Here is a 15,921-nt window from a genome sequence, read left to right on the forward strand (position 1 = left end):
TTGAACTTTTTGAGCTTACTTGGAAGATAGTACATATCGCGCTTTAGCGGAAACGTCTTGCTTGGCAAATTCGTTTTGTTGGTATTTTAAATGGCCTACTATACCTATCATAGCTGCATTATCCGTGCAATATTCAAATTTTGGTATGAATGTTTTCCAGCCTCTATTTTTTTCTGCTATTTTAAGAGCATTTCTAATCCCAGAATTAGCACTCACCCCACCTCCAATGGCTATTTGGGTAATGCCGGTCTGCTCTACGGCTTTTTTGAGTTTATCCATTAGGATATTAATTATGGTCTTTTGGATAGATGCACAGATGTCATTAAGGTTCTCTTCTACAAAATTTGGGTTTTTGGCTGTTTCCCTTTGGATAAAATATAGAATACTTGTTTTTAATCCGCTGAAACTAAAGTTCAGTCCGTCTACCTTTGGTTTTGGAAAAAGAAATGCCTTTGGATTTCCTTTTTGGGCATATTTGTCTACCAATGGGCCACCAGGGTAGGGTAGGCCTAAAATTTTTGCACTTTTATCATAGGCTTCGCCTACGGCATCATCAAGGGTTTCGCCTAGTATTTCCATGTTAAAATAGTCTTTGACGAGTACAATTTGTGTGTGGCCACCACTAATGGTCATAGCTAAAAAAGGGAATTCCGGATTGCCATCTGGCTGCCCTTCAATGAAGTGCGCCAATATGTGCGCTTGCATATGATTTACCTCAATAAGAGGAATGTTTAGGCCAAGGGAAAGTGACTTGGCAAAAGAGGTTCCTACAAGAAGTGAACCCATCAATCCAGGACCACGCGTAAAAGCTATGGCAGATACTAGTTTTTTGTCGATATTTGCTTTATTCAAAGCTTGGTGTACAACAGGAACAATGTTTTGTTGGTGAGCCCGTGAGGCAAGTTCAGGTACAACACCACCATATTCCTCGTGAATCTTTTGAGTGGCGGTTACATTGCTAAGTACTTTTTTATTGCTTAAAACAGCAGCGGAAGTGTCATCACAAGAAGATTCTATAGAAAGAATATAAATAGTTTCGTTTTTCACCAAGTTTGGAATAAAAGTTGACATCGCAAAGGTAAAACATAAAGACCTATCAAAAAACTTAGAAAAATACTGATTAGAACCATGATGGTCCTCGTGTTGATCTGTATTTTGGGTACGGTCATCCTTTCGTTGCCTTTCGTTCAGACCAGTTTTGCTAAGTACGCTACAGATACCATTAACAAGGATTTTGGTACTAATATTAATATTGACAAGCTTCGGATTTCTTTAATTACCTGGGATACCAATCTGGAGGGTATTTATATTGAAGATTATAAGAAAGACACCATTTTCTACGTAAATAAGCTAACCACTTCAATTCTTAGTGTTCGTAATCTAAGTAAGGGAAAGTTGGAATTTGGTGATATTAAAATTGATGAACTTGACTTTAAGTTGAAAACCTATCTGGACAATAGAAACACAAATCTAGAGGTATTCATAGATAAGTTTGATGATGGTAAACCTAGGAAACCAGGTACGGAACCCTTCTTTTTCTCCTCCTCGGACGTTCAGATATCAAATAGTAATTTTCGTTTGATCGACGAAAACTTTGAAAACGAACTCTTACTGGATTTTGAGGAATTGAATATAGGGGCAACTGATTTTCAAATCTTAGGACCTCAGGTATCAGCAAAGATAAATACTATGGCTTTCAATAGTCAGCGTGGTATTAATGTAAAAGAGATGTCTACGGACTTTAAGTATACCAAGCAACAGATGCGTTTTGATTCGCTACGCATTAAAACCATAGGCTCACATTTAAAAGGAGATTTGGTTTTTGATTACGAGCGTAAAGACTTTGCGGATTTTTTAAATAAGGTAAACTTAAATGCGGAGTTTGTAGAATCTGAAGTGGCTTTTGACGAAATCAACCTGCTTTATGATCAATTTGGAAAAGGTAAAAAGGTTAATTTTTCTTCTAAAGTAAGCGGTGTGTTAAATAATCTGAACACGACTGAGCTTTTTGTACAATCAGATAATACAGGAATAAGGGGAGATTTCAACTTTAAAAATCTTTTTGTTAGGAAGCTACCGTTTGTCATGCGGGCAGATATGAAAAATGTAACCTCTAGCTACTATGAGTTACGTTCGCTAATGCCTAATATTCTAGGCAAGTCATTACCTTCTTCGTTTCAGAAATTAGGACAGTTCACCATTCGGGGTAATACTGTGGTTACTGAAAATTCCATAGATGCCAAGGTAAACCTAAATACGGCAATTGGTAGTAGTTATGCAGATTTAGAACTTTCTGATATTAACAATATAGATAACGCTACCTACAAAGGTTTTGTTTCTCTTATAGATTTTGATCTTGGGGATTTTGCCGAAAATAAACGATTGGGCAAAACCTCACTGGATTTTAATGTTGAAGGTAAAGGGTTTGTACAAGAAACACTAAATACAGAGGTAATAGGGGAAGTGTACTCGGTAGAATTCAATAATTACGAGTATAATGACCTTAAGGTCTCCGGAATCTTAAAGGAGCAATTGTTTGATGGTACACTTTTGAGTAATGATGAGAATGTAAAGTTCAGCTTTAAGGGATTGGCTGATTTTGGAGAAGACCGGAACGACTTTAATTTTATAGCATCGGTTGATTATGCTGATTTAAATAAATTAAACTTCATAAAAGACAGTATTTCCATTTTTAAAGGGAATGTAAATATGGATGTTACCGGAAATACGCTAGATAATCTGGTGGGTGACGTTAAGTTTACAAAAACTATTTTTCAGAATAAGAATGACACCTATTATTTTGAAGACTTTAAGGTGTCTTCTATCTTTGAGGAAAGTGGTATTCGTGTTATTGATATCAACTCACCGGATATAATTACGGGGTATATGAAAGGGCGTTTTAAAGTAGCGGAACTTGGGCGTTTGGTTCAAAACTCCCTGGGTAGCATTTATACTAATTATAGGCCATTTAATATTTCGGGAGGGCAAACCCTTGCTTTTAATTTTAAGATTTATAATAAAATTGTAGACGTCTTTTTTCCCGAGGTTAAATTTGATCCCAATACTTTTATAAAAGGGAATATTGTTGCAGATGAGGGTGATTTTAAGTTAAATTTCAAATCGCCCAGTATAGTTGCCTTTGGCAATGAAGCGGATAATATTGATGTTAAAATTGATAACAAAAACCCTTTGTTCAACACCTATATTTCTGTTAGTGATCTCTCTACAAACTATTATGACGTTAAGGATTTCAATTTAATTAATACCACGTTAAAAGACACTTTGTTTTTTAGAACTGAATTTAAAGGAGGTAGCGACTTAAATGACAGTTACAATCTTAATTTTTATCACACCTTTAATAAGGATAATAAGTCTGTTATAGGCTTAAAGACTTCGGATATCAATTTTAAGGGTAACAAGTGGGTGCTGAATAAAGATGGGGACAACAAGAATAAAGTAGTGGTAAACCGCACGTTAGATAGTATTGATATCCGTGAGATTGTAATGAACAATAGTGCTCAGGAGCAAATTAGGCTTAAGGGCCAATTAGCAGATTCTACTTATAAAGATTTGCAGCTACAGTTTAAAATCGTTTCTCTTAATAAAATAACTCCGGCAATAGATAGTCTTAAATTACAAGGTGAGGTAAACGGTACGTTAAACATACTTCAAAAAGATAACATCTATCTCCCGTCCTCTAATCTTGCCGTAGAGGATTTCTCTATTAATGATATGCGTTTAGGGGATTTAACCGTGGGTATTGTTGGTAATAAAGATCTAACGGAGTTCGCCGTAAATTCTCAAATTAAGGATGAGGGTGTAGAAAAGTTGAGCGTTGTTGGTAATATTATAAATAAAGAAGAAATACCTAAAGCCAATCTTCTGGTAAGTTTGGATAAATTTGATTTAAAGCCATTTGCCCCTTTGGGTGAGAACATTATTAGCCATATACGTGGGTTTGTTAGTGGTAATGCCCGCATACAAGGCACAGTGAATAACCCTGATTTTAGTGGTGTTCTTACCTTAGATGATGCCGGTTTGGGCATACCGTACTTGAATGTAGATTATAATTTTGCGGCGAATTCTAGGGTAAATCTGGATAAGCAAACTTTTGACTTTGACCAGATTAGAATAACAGATGTAGCTAGAAACACCAAGGCCACTTTGGATGGTACTATTAGTCACTCCTTTTTTGATAATTGGCTTCTTGATTTAAATGTAGATACCAAAAATGACCGACTTCTTATTCTGGATACGGAATTTGAAGAAGAAGTCCTGTACTATGGAACAGGTTATTTAGATGGAAAAGGCAGGATTTTTGGTCCTACAAAGGCTCTGAATATAAAGGTCGAAGGTAAAACGGCTAGAGGTACATCCTTGAAAATTCCACTAAGTGACGTGGCTTCTATTGGAGATTATTCCTTTATCAATTTTGTTGAAAAAAATGAATTGAACCATGTAGAAGAGGAACGTGTTCTTGATGAGTTCCAAGGTCTGGAGCTTACTTTTGATTTAGATGTTACACCAGATGCCGAAGTAGAAATCGTAACGGATACCAAAACAGGAAGTTCATTAAAAGGTAGTGGAGTAGGAATTCTGTTGATTAGGATCAATACTCGTGGTGCATTTGAAATGTATGGTGATTTCGTTGTTGTAGAAGGGCAGTATAATTATAAATTTGGAGGAGTAATCAACAAGACGTTTCAAGTAAAGCCGGGAGGCACCATCGTTTGGGATCGTGAGCCCCTTAAAGCAACTTTAGGACTAGAGGCGGTATATGCATTAAATGCAAATCCTGCACCTTTATTGGATAATCCGGGATATACCAGAAGAATACCAACAGAAGTGGTTATTAAGTTAACGGATGATTTGGAGAGTCCGGATATTGAATTTAATATTGATTTCCCAGGCACGAATTCCATTGTAAAGTCAGAATTGGAGTATCGTCTTCAGGATCCAACGGTTGAAGAACGAAATGCACTCTTTTTATTAGCTCAGGGGTCTTTCGTAAACGACCAGACGGGAATTGACCAGCAGGCAGTGACTGGAAACTTATTACAATCTGCTTCAGGGTTGCTAAATCAGGTGCTGGGGAACAATGACAAGTTTAACCTAGGGCTGTCTTACGAGCAAGGTATTCTGGACAGAAGTGCAGATTACCAAACTGAGAACAGGATTGGAGTAACTGTGTCCACTCAGATTAGTGATCGTTTACTCTTTAATGGCAAAGTAGGTGTGCCTGTGGGTGGTACTACGGAAACGGTTGTAGCTGGTGATTTTGAAATTCAATTGTTGCTTAATGAAGAAGGAACGTTGAGTGCCAAGTTTTTTAACAGAGAGAACGAAATACAAGAATATTTAGCGGATAGACTAGGATATACTCAAGGTGTGGGTATTTCTTATGAAGTAGATTTTAATAGTTTTAGGGAGCTTTTTCAGAAAATTCTTAGAAAAGAAGAGAAAGAAGTTCCAAAAGAGAAAATTCCCAGACCTAATGAAGTTCCTACTGCGGTAATGGGCAAAGATAGCTTGCTGAAATTCTATCCAAAAAATAAACGGTTGAAATAAAACCGTTTGAGTTAAAAAAAGAACACCAGACTACTACTGTAATTGCGGCTATCCCGCAGTACAAAAACCACTGAAAACTTGCGAAAACGTTATAGTTTCTGGTAAAACCTCAAATTATTGAATTCTCAATTTAAAGCAGTTTTTGAGTGTAAATTTGTTATAATTTAAAGAAAAAATTAAGAAAATGTGAGCTAGGTTATCATGACGTTAAATTAGAAGGATAAGACAGTTGGAATTCAAATAAGTTTGTTAGTTTTGCGACTTAGTTTTTTTTAATGGCTTCAGAAATAAAGAAAATAGGTGTTTTAACCTCTGGTGGAGATTCTCCCGGTATGAATGCAGCAATACGTTCAGTTGTTAGAACTTGTGCCTACATGAAAGTAGATTGCGTAGGTATCTATAGAGGATATCAGGGCATGATAGAAGGTGATTTTAAGCCTATGGACGCTAGGAGCGTTAACAACATTATAAACAAGGGTGGTACTATCCTAAAATCTGCCCGTTGTGACGATTTTAGAACTCCAGAAGGCCGTAAGAAGGCTTATGAGCAATTACAAGCAGAAGGTATTGATGCTTTTGTGGTAATTGGAGGTGATGGTAGTTTTACCGGAGCTATGGTATTCAATCAAGAGTATCACTTTCCGATCATTGGTATTCCTGGTACAATAGATAATGACATATTTGGTACATCTAATACAGTGGGCTTTGATACGGCCATGAATACTGTAGTAGATGTAATTGATAAAATAAGGGATACGGCCAGTTCCCATAACCGACTTTTCTTTGTAGAAGTTATGGGTAGAGACGTGGGTCATATTGCTTTAAACGTTGGTGTAGGTGCAGGTGCTGAAGAAATTCTCATACCTGAGGCTAACCGTGGTCTTGAGCGTTTGCTTGAGTCTTTGAAACGTAGTAAAAAATCAGGGAAATCTTCTAGTATTGTAGTAGTTGCCGAAGGTGATAAGATTGGAAAGAGTGTCTTTGAACTTAAGGAATATGTAGAAGAACATTTGCCAATATATGATGTTAGGGTGTCTGTATTAGGGCACATGCAGCGTGGTGGTTCCCCGTCTTGTTATGACAGAGTGTTGGCAAGTAGAATGGGAGTTAAGGCTGTAGAAAGTTTGTTGGAAGGCCAAACTAATTTTATGGTTGGTATCCAGAACAACAAGATTATATTAACTCCGATCAGTAAGGCCATTAAGGGTCATACAAAAATAGATAAGGAGCTTATTCGAGTTTCAGAAATAATGACAACATAATTTAATTCAAAACAAAAGAGCATGTCAGATTTAAAAATAGGAATTAATGGATTCGGCCGTATCGGAAGATTGGTCTTTAGAGAAACTGTAAAAAGAGAAGGTGTAGATGTAGTAGCAATCAACGATTTGTTGGATGTTGAGCATTTGGCCTACCTTTTAAAATATGATTCCGTACATGGAAAGTTTGAAGGTACTGTTGAGGTAAAAGATGGTCACTTGGTCGTAAACGGTAAAACAGTAAGAATCACAGCAGAACGTGACCCTAAAAGTATTAAGTGGGATGCAGTTGGCGCTGAAATAGTTGCTGAGTGTACTGGTATCTTTACAACTTTGGAAACTGCACAATACCATATTGATGGTGGTGCCAGAAAAGTAGTTATTTCTGCTCCTTCGAAAGATGCGCCAATGTTTGTAATGGGTGTAAACCATAACGAAGTTAAGGCTTCAGATGTAATTGTTTCAAATGCATCTTGTACTACAAACTGTTTGGCACCGGTGGCCAAAGTTTTAAATGATAGTTTTGGAATAGAGGAAGCGTTAATGACTACGATTCACGCAAGTACTTCAACTCAGTTCACTGTAGATTCACCATCTAGAAAGAACTACCGTTTAGGTAGATCGGCAATGTTGAACATTATACCTTCAACTACTGGTGCTGCAATTGCGGTGACTAAAGTTATACCTGCTTTAACAGGAAAACTTACTGGTATGGCCTTTAGAGTGCCAACTGCTGATGTTTCAGTGGTAGATTTAACGGTAAGAGTCAGTAAGCAAACATCTTTAGATGATATTAAAAAAGCCTTTAAGGCAGCTTCTGAAGGCGAGTTAAAAGGTGTGTTGGGTTATACGGATGAGAGCGTAGTGTCTCAAGATTTCGTAAGTGATCCAAGAACAAGCATCTTTGATGCCGAGGCGTGTATTGAACTAAACCCTGGTTTCTTTAAGCTAATTTCTTGGTATGATAATGAGGCTGGTTTTTCTAATAAAATGGTAGATTTGACTCAGCACGTTGCCAGTTTATAATTTTTTAGAATATTACTAATGGTAATCCTGAGAGTGGGCAATATTTTGCTTATTTTCAGGATTATTTTTTTAAACGAACATTATGATTTTAATTGTAGATAGTGGTGCCACAAAATCTGATTGGATTGCCTTGGACGAAAAGGGCGAGCAGTTATTTATGACCCAAACCTTAGGTTTAAGTCCTGAAGTGTTGACAAGGGAAGTAATCGAAGACAGATTGGCCAATAATTTTGAGCTTTCAAAAAATAAAGAAAAGGTTTCTAGATTGCATTTTTACGGTGCGGGTTGCGGAACGGAGCGTATGAAAACTTTTTTAAGAGAGATTTTCAAAGAGTTTTTTCCCAATGCAAAAGCAGACGTGAAAGAAGATACTTATGCGGCTATATTCGCGACTACAAAAATTGGTCACCAAGGTATAGTCTGTATTTTGGGTACTGGTTCTAACTGTAGTTATTATGATGGTCACCAATTGTTTCAGAAAGTAACCTCTTTAGGTTATATACCTATGGATGATGGTAGTGGTAACTTTTTTGGAAGAAAATTGATTAGAGACTATTATTTTCATAAAATGCCACAAGACTTGGGTATTAAATTCAATAAAGAATACGATTTAGATGCAGATGTTATAAAAGAGAATTTATACAAGCAACCAAATCCAAATACATATCTAGCTACTTTTGCTCGCTTTTTAGTCGAAAACAAGGAGCACCCGTATTGCAAAGGTGTTATAGATAAGGGATTTCAGCAATTTGTAAATAATTATATCATGCAGTTTGAGTTGGCCACAAAAGTGCCAATTAACTTTGTAGGTAGTATTGCGCATTATTTACGTGATGAACTTATAGAAGTATTGAAGCGTAATGATCTAATTGTTGGCGTCATAAGACAAAGACCTATAGAAGGTTTAATGGAGTTCCATTCAGAGACTATCTAAACTTTAGGAGATTTCGTAATCTAATCAGGACTTGATGAATAATCAAGCCCTGATTTTTTGTTAACGTACGGCAATCATTGAAATTTCCACATTTACAAACTTTGGTAAATTCGCAACTTCAACCGTTTCTCTAGCGGGAGCAGTTTCGCTATTAAAATAAGAAGCATAAACTTCGTTTACATGAGCAAATTGATTCATATCGCTTAAGAAAATTGAACTTTTCACTACATTCTCAAAAGTCATATCGGCTTCTGTAAGTATCGCTTTTAAATTTTCCATAGATTGGCGTGCCTCCTTTTTAATATCACCTGCAATGATCTCACCTGTTTTGGGGTCTAACGGTATTTGACCGGAAATATACAGCGTGTCTCCGCTTAGGACAGCTTGGTTATAGGGACCTATAGGGGCTGGGGCGTTCGAAGTGTTAATTATCTTTTTCATGATTTTATAGTTTTCTATTTATTGAAAAATATTAAAATAGCATCTTTTCTTCGTCAATTAAAAACCAGTATTATAAATGGCTCTATTAACTTAACGCTGACTTCGGTTTTCCCACTTCAAGTCACTAAGAATAGAACTTTTTATACCAATAAAGAAATACCACCTGGAGTACTGTCCAAAAGGTGTCCAATTAAAGTTCATTCTAAAACTTTTTAAGTCCCTTTCAAAACGTAATTGGGTTAGGGTAAAGCCTTTGTTCTTAAAATCATAACCACTTGAACCACCTACCTTCCAGCGAGGTGAAAGTTCAATATCACCGGAAAACATTAAAGAATGACTACTAAATTCGTTCTGTCTGGCAGAGTTAAAGTAGCTAGCGGAATAAGCCAAACGGAAATTCCATGGAATCTTAGTGCCATAACGCGGGTTTTCAAGATCTCCATCTTTTTCTTTATCGTAATCGTCTCCACTACGGCGATCATCAAAATTATCAGCTCTACCAAAGAGGTCATCATCCCTACCACCACTTTGTGCTACATAGTCATATGCACCGGTTTCTTCATCTTCTTCCTCTTCGTCCTTTTTCCTTCGCCCAAAGGTTTCACTATCTATGGAATATCCAATGTTTATGTTCGCTTGGGTCAATCTAAAAAGGCTTCCTCCGTTATCTATATTGAACTTTTCAATTCTTCTGCCGTTGTTATCAATAGCATAGGGGTCTAAACCCGCTGAAAAGTTGATTGACATTTTATTGTCCAAAATATTAGTACCACCATTTATTCTAAGTGGGCTTAATTTTAAAGAATCGGATTCAAAATTATATCCTGTAGAAACGTTAAAGTTACTTAGGATAGGGACTTTTTTAGCTTCTGTTGCTGTTGAATCTTTATCTCTTACCTTGGCTTCTAAAGTGTTTGCAAGAGAGAAGCTAAGACTATTGCTTTTTCCTAAGCTTGGCGCACCGTTCAATGTACCTTCAAAACGGCTGTATTGTACAATTTCGCCAGTATCATTGTTTAGATATTCGTCATAAAACTGGTCAAAAGAAGGGGAGTAGCCATAGCTTAGAGATGGTCTCATAACGTGCCGTAAAGCTTGTATTTTTTTATCTTCCCCAAAATCGAAAGTACCATAAACCGTTGTACCTATACTGGCACTCATATTGTATTTGTTGTAACGGTCAAAACCAGAAATAGTATCTCTTACTACTGAGCCTATTGCGCCATCTTCACCTAATTCATAACGTTGCGTATAAGTTTCCAATGCCCATACATCTTCATAACTACCACCCATAGTAACGCTAAAGAATTTAGCTACTTTAAAGTTGGTGCTTATAGGAATTCTGTGTTTAGCTCCCACTAAAGCATTGTCGAACATGGCAGCTTTTAGGAAATCTTCATCATTTGTAGTAAGGGAGTTACGGGCGTTTACATCATATTGAAAATTAATGTTCTGAATCACTCCTTTTTTTATACCGTCTTTTTTTGCAAATGGAAATATACGTTCCATACTAGCCTGAAAAGTTGGTAGCGTCATTTGTATATTGTCTATAGTAGGGTCTTCCCGTGCCGCAGGACTCGTATTTTGAGAATGGCTGGCAGTAAGGCTCATGTTAACTGACGGATACGAGGGAAATGTCTTTGAGTATGAAATGGATGATGACAGGTTGTTGTTTTGCGTGAGTGGCAGGTTTACCTGGTTCAATGAGTTTTGATAATATGAACTACTTCCCAGGTTCACCGATGCCGAAAATCTAGAGTTAGGGCTTGCTTTAGTATCTTGTGAATGAGATATCTGTATATTCCAGACCTTACTGTTGCTATAGTCATCAAATCCTTTTTGACTTGTTACCAGGTTCTCATACCTAAAATTAACGTTACCACGGTAACGATAGCGCTTAGTATACACACTTTGTGTTCTAAAGCCATAACTTCCGTTGGTATAGAAATCGCCCGTTAGAGTAATATCCGCATACTCGGAAAATGGTACGTAATACCCTCCGTTCTGCAAAAAGTAACCCCTATCCGGGTCGTTGCCAAAAGTAGGCATCATTACACCTGCTGACCGTCCTACGGTTAATGGAAAATAAGCAAAAGGTAATGCAATGGGTGTTGGGACATCTGCAATGTAAAGGTTACTGAATCCAGCAATTACTTTCTTTTTAGGGACAAATTTGGCTTTTCTGATTCTAATATAATAATCCGGGTTAATGGTATCTGCGGAGGTTGTTAGTTTTCCCTCATGTAAAAAATAAACCGAATCATTCTCTTTTTTTGTGATTTCGGCATAAACTTTCATTGCGTCACTTCCCAATTGACCCAAACCGGCCTGTTGCTCTGTTCTGGAGTTCCAAATCAGTGCTTTTTGAGTGTCAAAATTAAAACGAATACTATCCGGTCTTACTTCGTTATCACCTTGTTTAAAATAAGGAAGCTGGGTATAATTTCCTAAGGAGTCTTTAATTCTACCGGCATAAACTTCATTTTTAATGTAGTCCATGATAATAATACCAGCCTTCAATTCAGTATCTTGATAATATATCTCGGCTTCGTTATACAAGTATATCTTCTGGTCTTTTTGGCTCAACCTTACATGATCTTTGGCCTTATATTTAATTTTGTCTAGAAGAAGAGGTTTCTTTCCGTTCTTGGTTTTTAAAGCGGAGGAATCGCCCACAATACTGTCTTTAATAGCAGGGTCGGGAAAGAGTGGCGCAATAATTGTATCCTTTTCTGCTTTAATGGGTAGAGGTATTAAACCATCTTCTTGAGCAAGTGAGGAGAATGTGCCAACTAATAGCAATGCCAGTAAAAGAAAAAAATGTTTATTTGATTGCAAGGCTATATATCCTATTTTTGTAACCGTTTGGCTTTATTTTCGGAGTTCAAACTTACATATATTTTTCGTTCCCTATACAGGGAGTTACCATAAATTTAACCATTAATGAAGGCTAATAAATACAGTGTGAATATGCGCGTAAGACGGTTTCTTTTATTTCCTATAGTTTTTTTAACACTAATTTTATCCTCTTTCCACAAAAATAATACCGAAGATAGTGATGATGGTAGGTTCACTGTTGTACTAGATGCTGGGCATGGTGGCCATGACCCAGGGAATATGGGAAATGGGTATTTAGAGAAAAAAATAGCTCTTAATATTGTTTTGAAAACTGGAGCTCTACTAGAAAAGAATCCGGATATTAAAGTTATATATACTCGTGACGATGATACATTTGTAGACCTCTATGAGCGCGGGCAAATAGCGAACAAGGCTAATGCAGATCTTTTTGTTTCGGTACATTGTGATTCACATACTTCCAATGCCCATGGTGCGGGAACCTTTGTTTTGGGGCTTCATGCCAATAAACAGAACTTTGAAATAGCCAAGAAAGAAAACTCGGTTATTTACTTAGAGGATAATTACAAGTCTAAATATGCCGGTTATGATATTAATTCTCCAGAATCTGTTATAGGGCTTACTATAATGCAAGAAGAGTTTTTAGATCAGAGTATTGCACTTGCGAAAGCTATTCAGGATAATTTTTCGAATAAATTAAAGCGAACCGATAGAAAGGTAAAGCAAGCAGGTTTCATTGTTTTGCACCAAACGGTTATGCCAAGTGTCTTGGTGGAGACTGGTTTTTTGACGAACAAAGATGAGGGTGCGTATCTAAATTCTAAAAAAGGACAAAATGATATGGCAACATCTATTGCCGATGCCATTCTAACCTATAAAAAAAGCGTTAGGGCCAATGTTGCGGATTTTTCTGCGAATTCCATACCGGAAGCTCCAGAACCCGAGGTAGTTAAAAAGGAGGTTATAGAACCGAAGAACGAAACAGTTACTGAAAAAATCAAAGATCAGCCTGCAGTTGCAAAAACCACAGAAGTTCCTGTGGTTGAAGAAAAGAAAAAGGCAACACAAATTATAGAAGAAGCAAATAAAAAGGAGGTCGTTTCCACAAAAGAAAAACCCAAAAGACGTGATGAGGCTACCGTACGCAGAGAGGCCAAACCCAACGTAGTATATAAGGTTCAGATTATGGCCAGTGCCAAGAATATTCCATTACGCCCATCTTCTTTCAACGGGTTAAATGGTGTTGAAAAGGAACCTTTTAAAGGTTTGTTTAGATATGTTTACGGCAGTGCTAGCTCAGTAGATGAGGCAAAAACGCTAAAATCCAAAGCGGATTCAAAAGGGTATACAACGTCATATATTGTAGCCTATAGAGACGGCAAAAGAATACCTTTTAAAGATAGTCTTAAGTAGGTTTCGTCTTAATAAGTAACTACCTTCCATATTTTATTTCTAATTTTGTTAGAGACCTATGTTTTAAACAAAGTCTCTTATTAACCCAAAATCGATCCTTTTGAAACTATCCAGGGAAATCAAAACAGGAATCATCGTAATAGGCGGTATACTGTTGTTCATCTTAGGCTTTAGCTATTTAAAATCATCCCCGTTATTTGAAGATGGAAAGACCGTATACGCTGTTTATAATGAAGTTGGAGGTCTACAGGTGGGAACTCCGGTAACCATAAACGGGTTCATTGTAGGTAATGTTACTGGCGTTAAATTCAAGGACAATAGTGGAAGCCTCTTGGTAGAACTTTTTATAAAGAGTGATTTTGACTTTTCAAAAAACAGTCCGGCAGAATTATATGACACAGGTATTATCGGCGGTAAGGGAATACAGGTGAAACCTGTTTTTGATGGGTCTCCAATGGCAAAATCGGGTGATACTTTACCAAGTAAGGTGCAATTGGGATTGACTCAATTGGTTCAAAAACAATTAACACCGTTACAGCGTAAAGTAGAGGGTGCAGTTACTAATGCAGATAGTCTGCTAATGAACGTAAATGAAGTTCTGGATGAAAAGGCCAAATTGGATTTAAGGCAAACCCTTAGTGGGCTTAATACTACGGTTGCAAGTTTTCAGAAAAGTGCCGATGTCCTTAATAGAATTTTGAGTAGTAATGAAAATAGGCTAAACGAGTCTCTGAACAATTTTCAGGAATTGACATCAAATTTCGCTAAATTATCCGATTCTTTAAATAATGCTGGTTTAGGCCGCACTTTAGCAAATCTAGAATCTACTATGGGTAATTTAAATTCTTTAATGGCCAATATAGAAAACGGAAACGGAACGCTTGGTAAACTTGTAAAAGATGAAGAGCTCTATGAAAACTTAAATAATGCTTCTAGAGAATTGGATCTTTTGTTACAAGATTTTCGTTTGAATCCAAAACGCTACGTTAATGTATCGGTTTTCGGTAAAAAACAGAAGGAATATGAACTTCCTGAAGAAGACCCTGCTAACCAAATGCTTCCACAACCACAACCGCAACAATAAATGGAATACCTACCAAATATTATTTTTGTAGTCGTACTCACAGCTGGTATCGGCTTTTTTGCTAAAAATGTAAAACGCCTGTCAAGGAACATTAAACTAGGCAGGGATGTTGATGTTTCCGATAATACGGGTCAGCGATGGAAGAATATGGCTAGAATAGCCTTGGGCCAGAGTAAAATGGTCGTTCGCCCTATTGCTGGTTTTTTGCATATTATCGTTTATGTGGGCTTTATCATTATCAACATTGAAGTAGTAGAAATTATTTTAGACGGAATCTTAGGAACGCACCGCCTTTTTGCTCCATTGGGAATAGTTTATGACGGCTTGATCGGTTCTTTTGAAATTTTGGCATTATTGGTAATTGTAGCGGTAACTATCTTTTGGGTGCGAAGAAACATCATACGCATTAAAAGGTTTATTAAGCCCGAAATGGCGGGTTGGCCCAAAAAGGATGGTAATCTGATCCTTTATATAGAGTTGGTGTTGATGACCCTGTTTTTGACTATGAACGGTGCTGATTATCAATTACAGCAAATGGGTGCTGCACATTATACAGAAGCAGGTATGTTTCCTGTAAGCCAGTTTATAGCTCCACTTTTTCAGGGTATGTCTATGAGTTCCTTAATTCTTTTGGAACGTACTGCTTGGTGGTTACATATCATTGGTATACTGTGTTTCTTGAACTATCTGTACTATTCAAAACACTTACACATACTTTTGGCTTTCCCAAACACCTATTATGGGAAATTGGCACCTAAGGGTCAGTTTAAAAACTTAGATGCCGTAACTGCAGAGGTTAAATTAATGATGGATCCATCTGCAGATCCTTTTGCCGCCCCTGCAGAAGATGATACCGCTGAACCGGCAAAATTTGGTGCTTCGGATGTTACGGATTTGAGTTGGGTTCAACTTTTAAATTCGTATACCTGTACCGAATGTGGGCGTTGTACGGATGAATGTCCGGCTAACCAAACAGGCAAAAAACTATCTCCCAGAAAAATCATGATGGATACCAGGGATAGATTGGAAGAGGTAGGAAAAAATATAGATGCCAATAAAGGGCAATTTGTTGACGATGGAAAACAGTTGTTGGACGGGTATATAAGTAGAGAGGAACTTTGGGCATGTACTACTTGTAATGCATGTGTTCAGGCCTGTCCCGTAAGTATTGATCCCCTCTCCATTATTATGGATATGCGTCAATATTTGGTGATGGAAGAATCTGCGGCACCTACGGATTTAAACAATATGATGGGTAATGTGGAGAACAATGGTGCTCCATGGCCTTTTAATCAAATGGACCGATTGAATTGGGCCAAAGAAGAATAAGCGAACTGTAG

10 protein-coding genes are annotated in these 15,921 nt (G+C 37.2%); 7 read left to right on the forward strand and 3 right to left on the reverse strand.

Annotated features, from left to right (window positions below):
- Window positions 1–15: 15 nt before the first annotated feature.
- Window positions 16–1,071: a tRNA (adenosine(37)-N6)-threonylcarbamoyltransferase complex transferase subunit TsaD gene (gene tsaD / locus KO521_RS02785; protein ID WP_252729829.1), complete on the reverse strand. Its 1,056-nt coding sequence runs from the start codon at window positions 1,069–1,071 to the stop codon at window positions 16–18.
- 57 nt (window positions 1,072–1,128) lie between these two features.
- Between tsaD and KO521_RS02790 the strand changes: the two genes are divergently transcribed.
- The 4 genes from KO521_RS02790 (at window position 1,129) to KO521_RS02805 (ending at window position 8,787) form a co-directional block, all read left to right on the forward strand.
- Window positions 1,129–5,568, forward strand: coding sequence for a translocation/assembly module TamB domain-containing protein (locus tag KO521_RS02790; RefSeq protein WP_215938380.1), 4,440 nt, complete (start codon window positions 1,129–1,131; stop codon window positions 5,566–5,568).
- Window positions 5,569–5,843: 275 nt separating this feature from the next.
- The gene (gene pfkA, locus KO521_RS02795) at window positions 5,844–6,830 is read left to right on the forward strand and encodes a 6-phosphofructokinase (protein ID WP_194526833.1); all 987 of its coding nucleotides are present in this window, start codon (window positions 5,844–5,846) and stop codon (window positions 6,828–6,830) included.
- Between the two features lie 21 nt (window positions 6,831–6,851).
- Complete coding sequence (gap, locus tag KO521_RS02800) at window positions 6,852–7,853, forward strand: type I glyceraldehyde-3-phosphate dehydrogenase (protein WP_215938381.1); 1,002 nt, start codon at window positions 6,852–6,854, stop codon at window positions 7,851–7,853.
- Between the two features lie 82 nt (window positions 7,854–7,935).
- Complete coding sequence (locus tag KO521_RS02805; RefSeq protein ID WP_215938382.1) at window positions 7,936–8,787, forward strand: N-acetylglucosamine kinase; 852 nt, start codon at window positions 7,936–7,938, stop codon at window positions 8,785–8,787.
- 60 nt (window positions 8,788–8,847) lie between these two features.
- Here KO521_RS02805 and KO521_RS02810 read toward each other — a convergent pair whose 3' ends face one another.
- Window positions 8,848–9,228 (reverse strand): RidA family protein, encoded by a 381-nt coding sequence (locus tag KO521_RS02810; protein ID WP_215938383.1) that lies wholly within the window; start codon window positions 9,226–9,228, stop codon window positions 8,848–8,850.
- 90 nt (window positions 9,229–9,318) lie between these two features.
- Window positions 9,319–12,066, reverse strand: a complete 2,748-nt coding sequence (locus KO521_RS02815) for a putative LPS assembly protein LptD (RefSeq protein ID WP_215938384.1) — start codon at window positions 12,064–12,066, stop codon at window positions 9,319–9,321.
- A gap of 105 nt (window positions 12,067–12,171) precedes the next feature.
- On the opposite strand from KO521_RS02815, the gene KO521_RS02820 reads away from it, so the two are divergent.
- The 3 genes from KO521_RS02820 to KO521_RS02830 all read left to right on the forward strand — a co-directional run bounded on the left by KO521_RS02820 (window position 12,172) and on the right by KO521_RS02830 (window position 15,910).
- The gene (locus KO521_RS02820; protein ID WP_252729830.1) at window positions 12,172–13,497 is read left to right on the forward strand and encodes an N-acetylmuramoyl-L-alanine amidase family protein; all 1,326 of its coding nucleotides are present in this window, start codon (window positions 12,172–12,174) and stop codon (window positions 13,495–13,497) included.
- A gap of 100 nt (window positions 13,498–13,597) precedes the next feature.
- Complete coding sequence (locus tag KO521_RS02825; RefSeq protein WP_215938385.1) at window positions 13,598–14,581, forward strand: MlaD family protein; 984 nt, start codon at window positions 13,598–13,600, stop codon at window positions 14,579–14,581.
- Entirely contained in the window at window positions 14,582–15,910 is a 1,329-nt protein-coding gene (locus tag KO521_RS02830) for a (Fe-S)-binding protein (protein ID WP_215938386.1), read from the forward strand. It abuts the gene before it with no gap.
- The last annotated feature ends 11 nt before the right edge of the window (window positions 15,911–15,921 follow it).

Origin of the sequence: Zobellia uliginosa (assembly GCF_018860745.1) — a bacterium.
GTDB classification, from domain to species: Bacteria; Bacteroidota; Bacteroidia; order Flavobacteriales; family Flavobacteriaceae; genus Zobellia; species Zobellia uliginosa_B.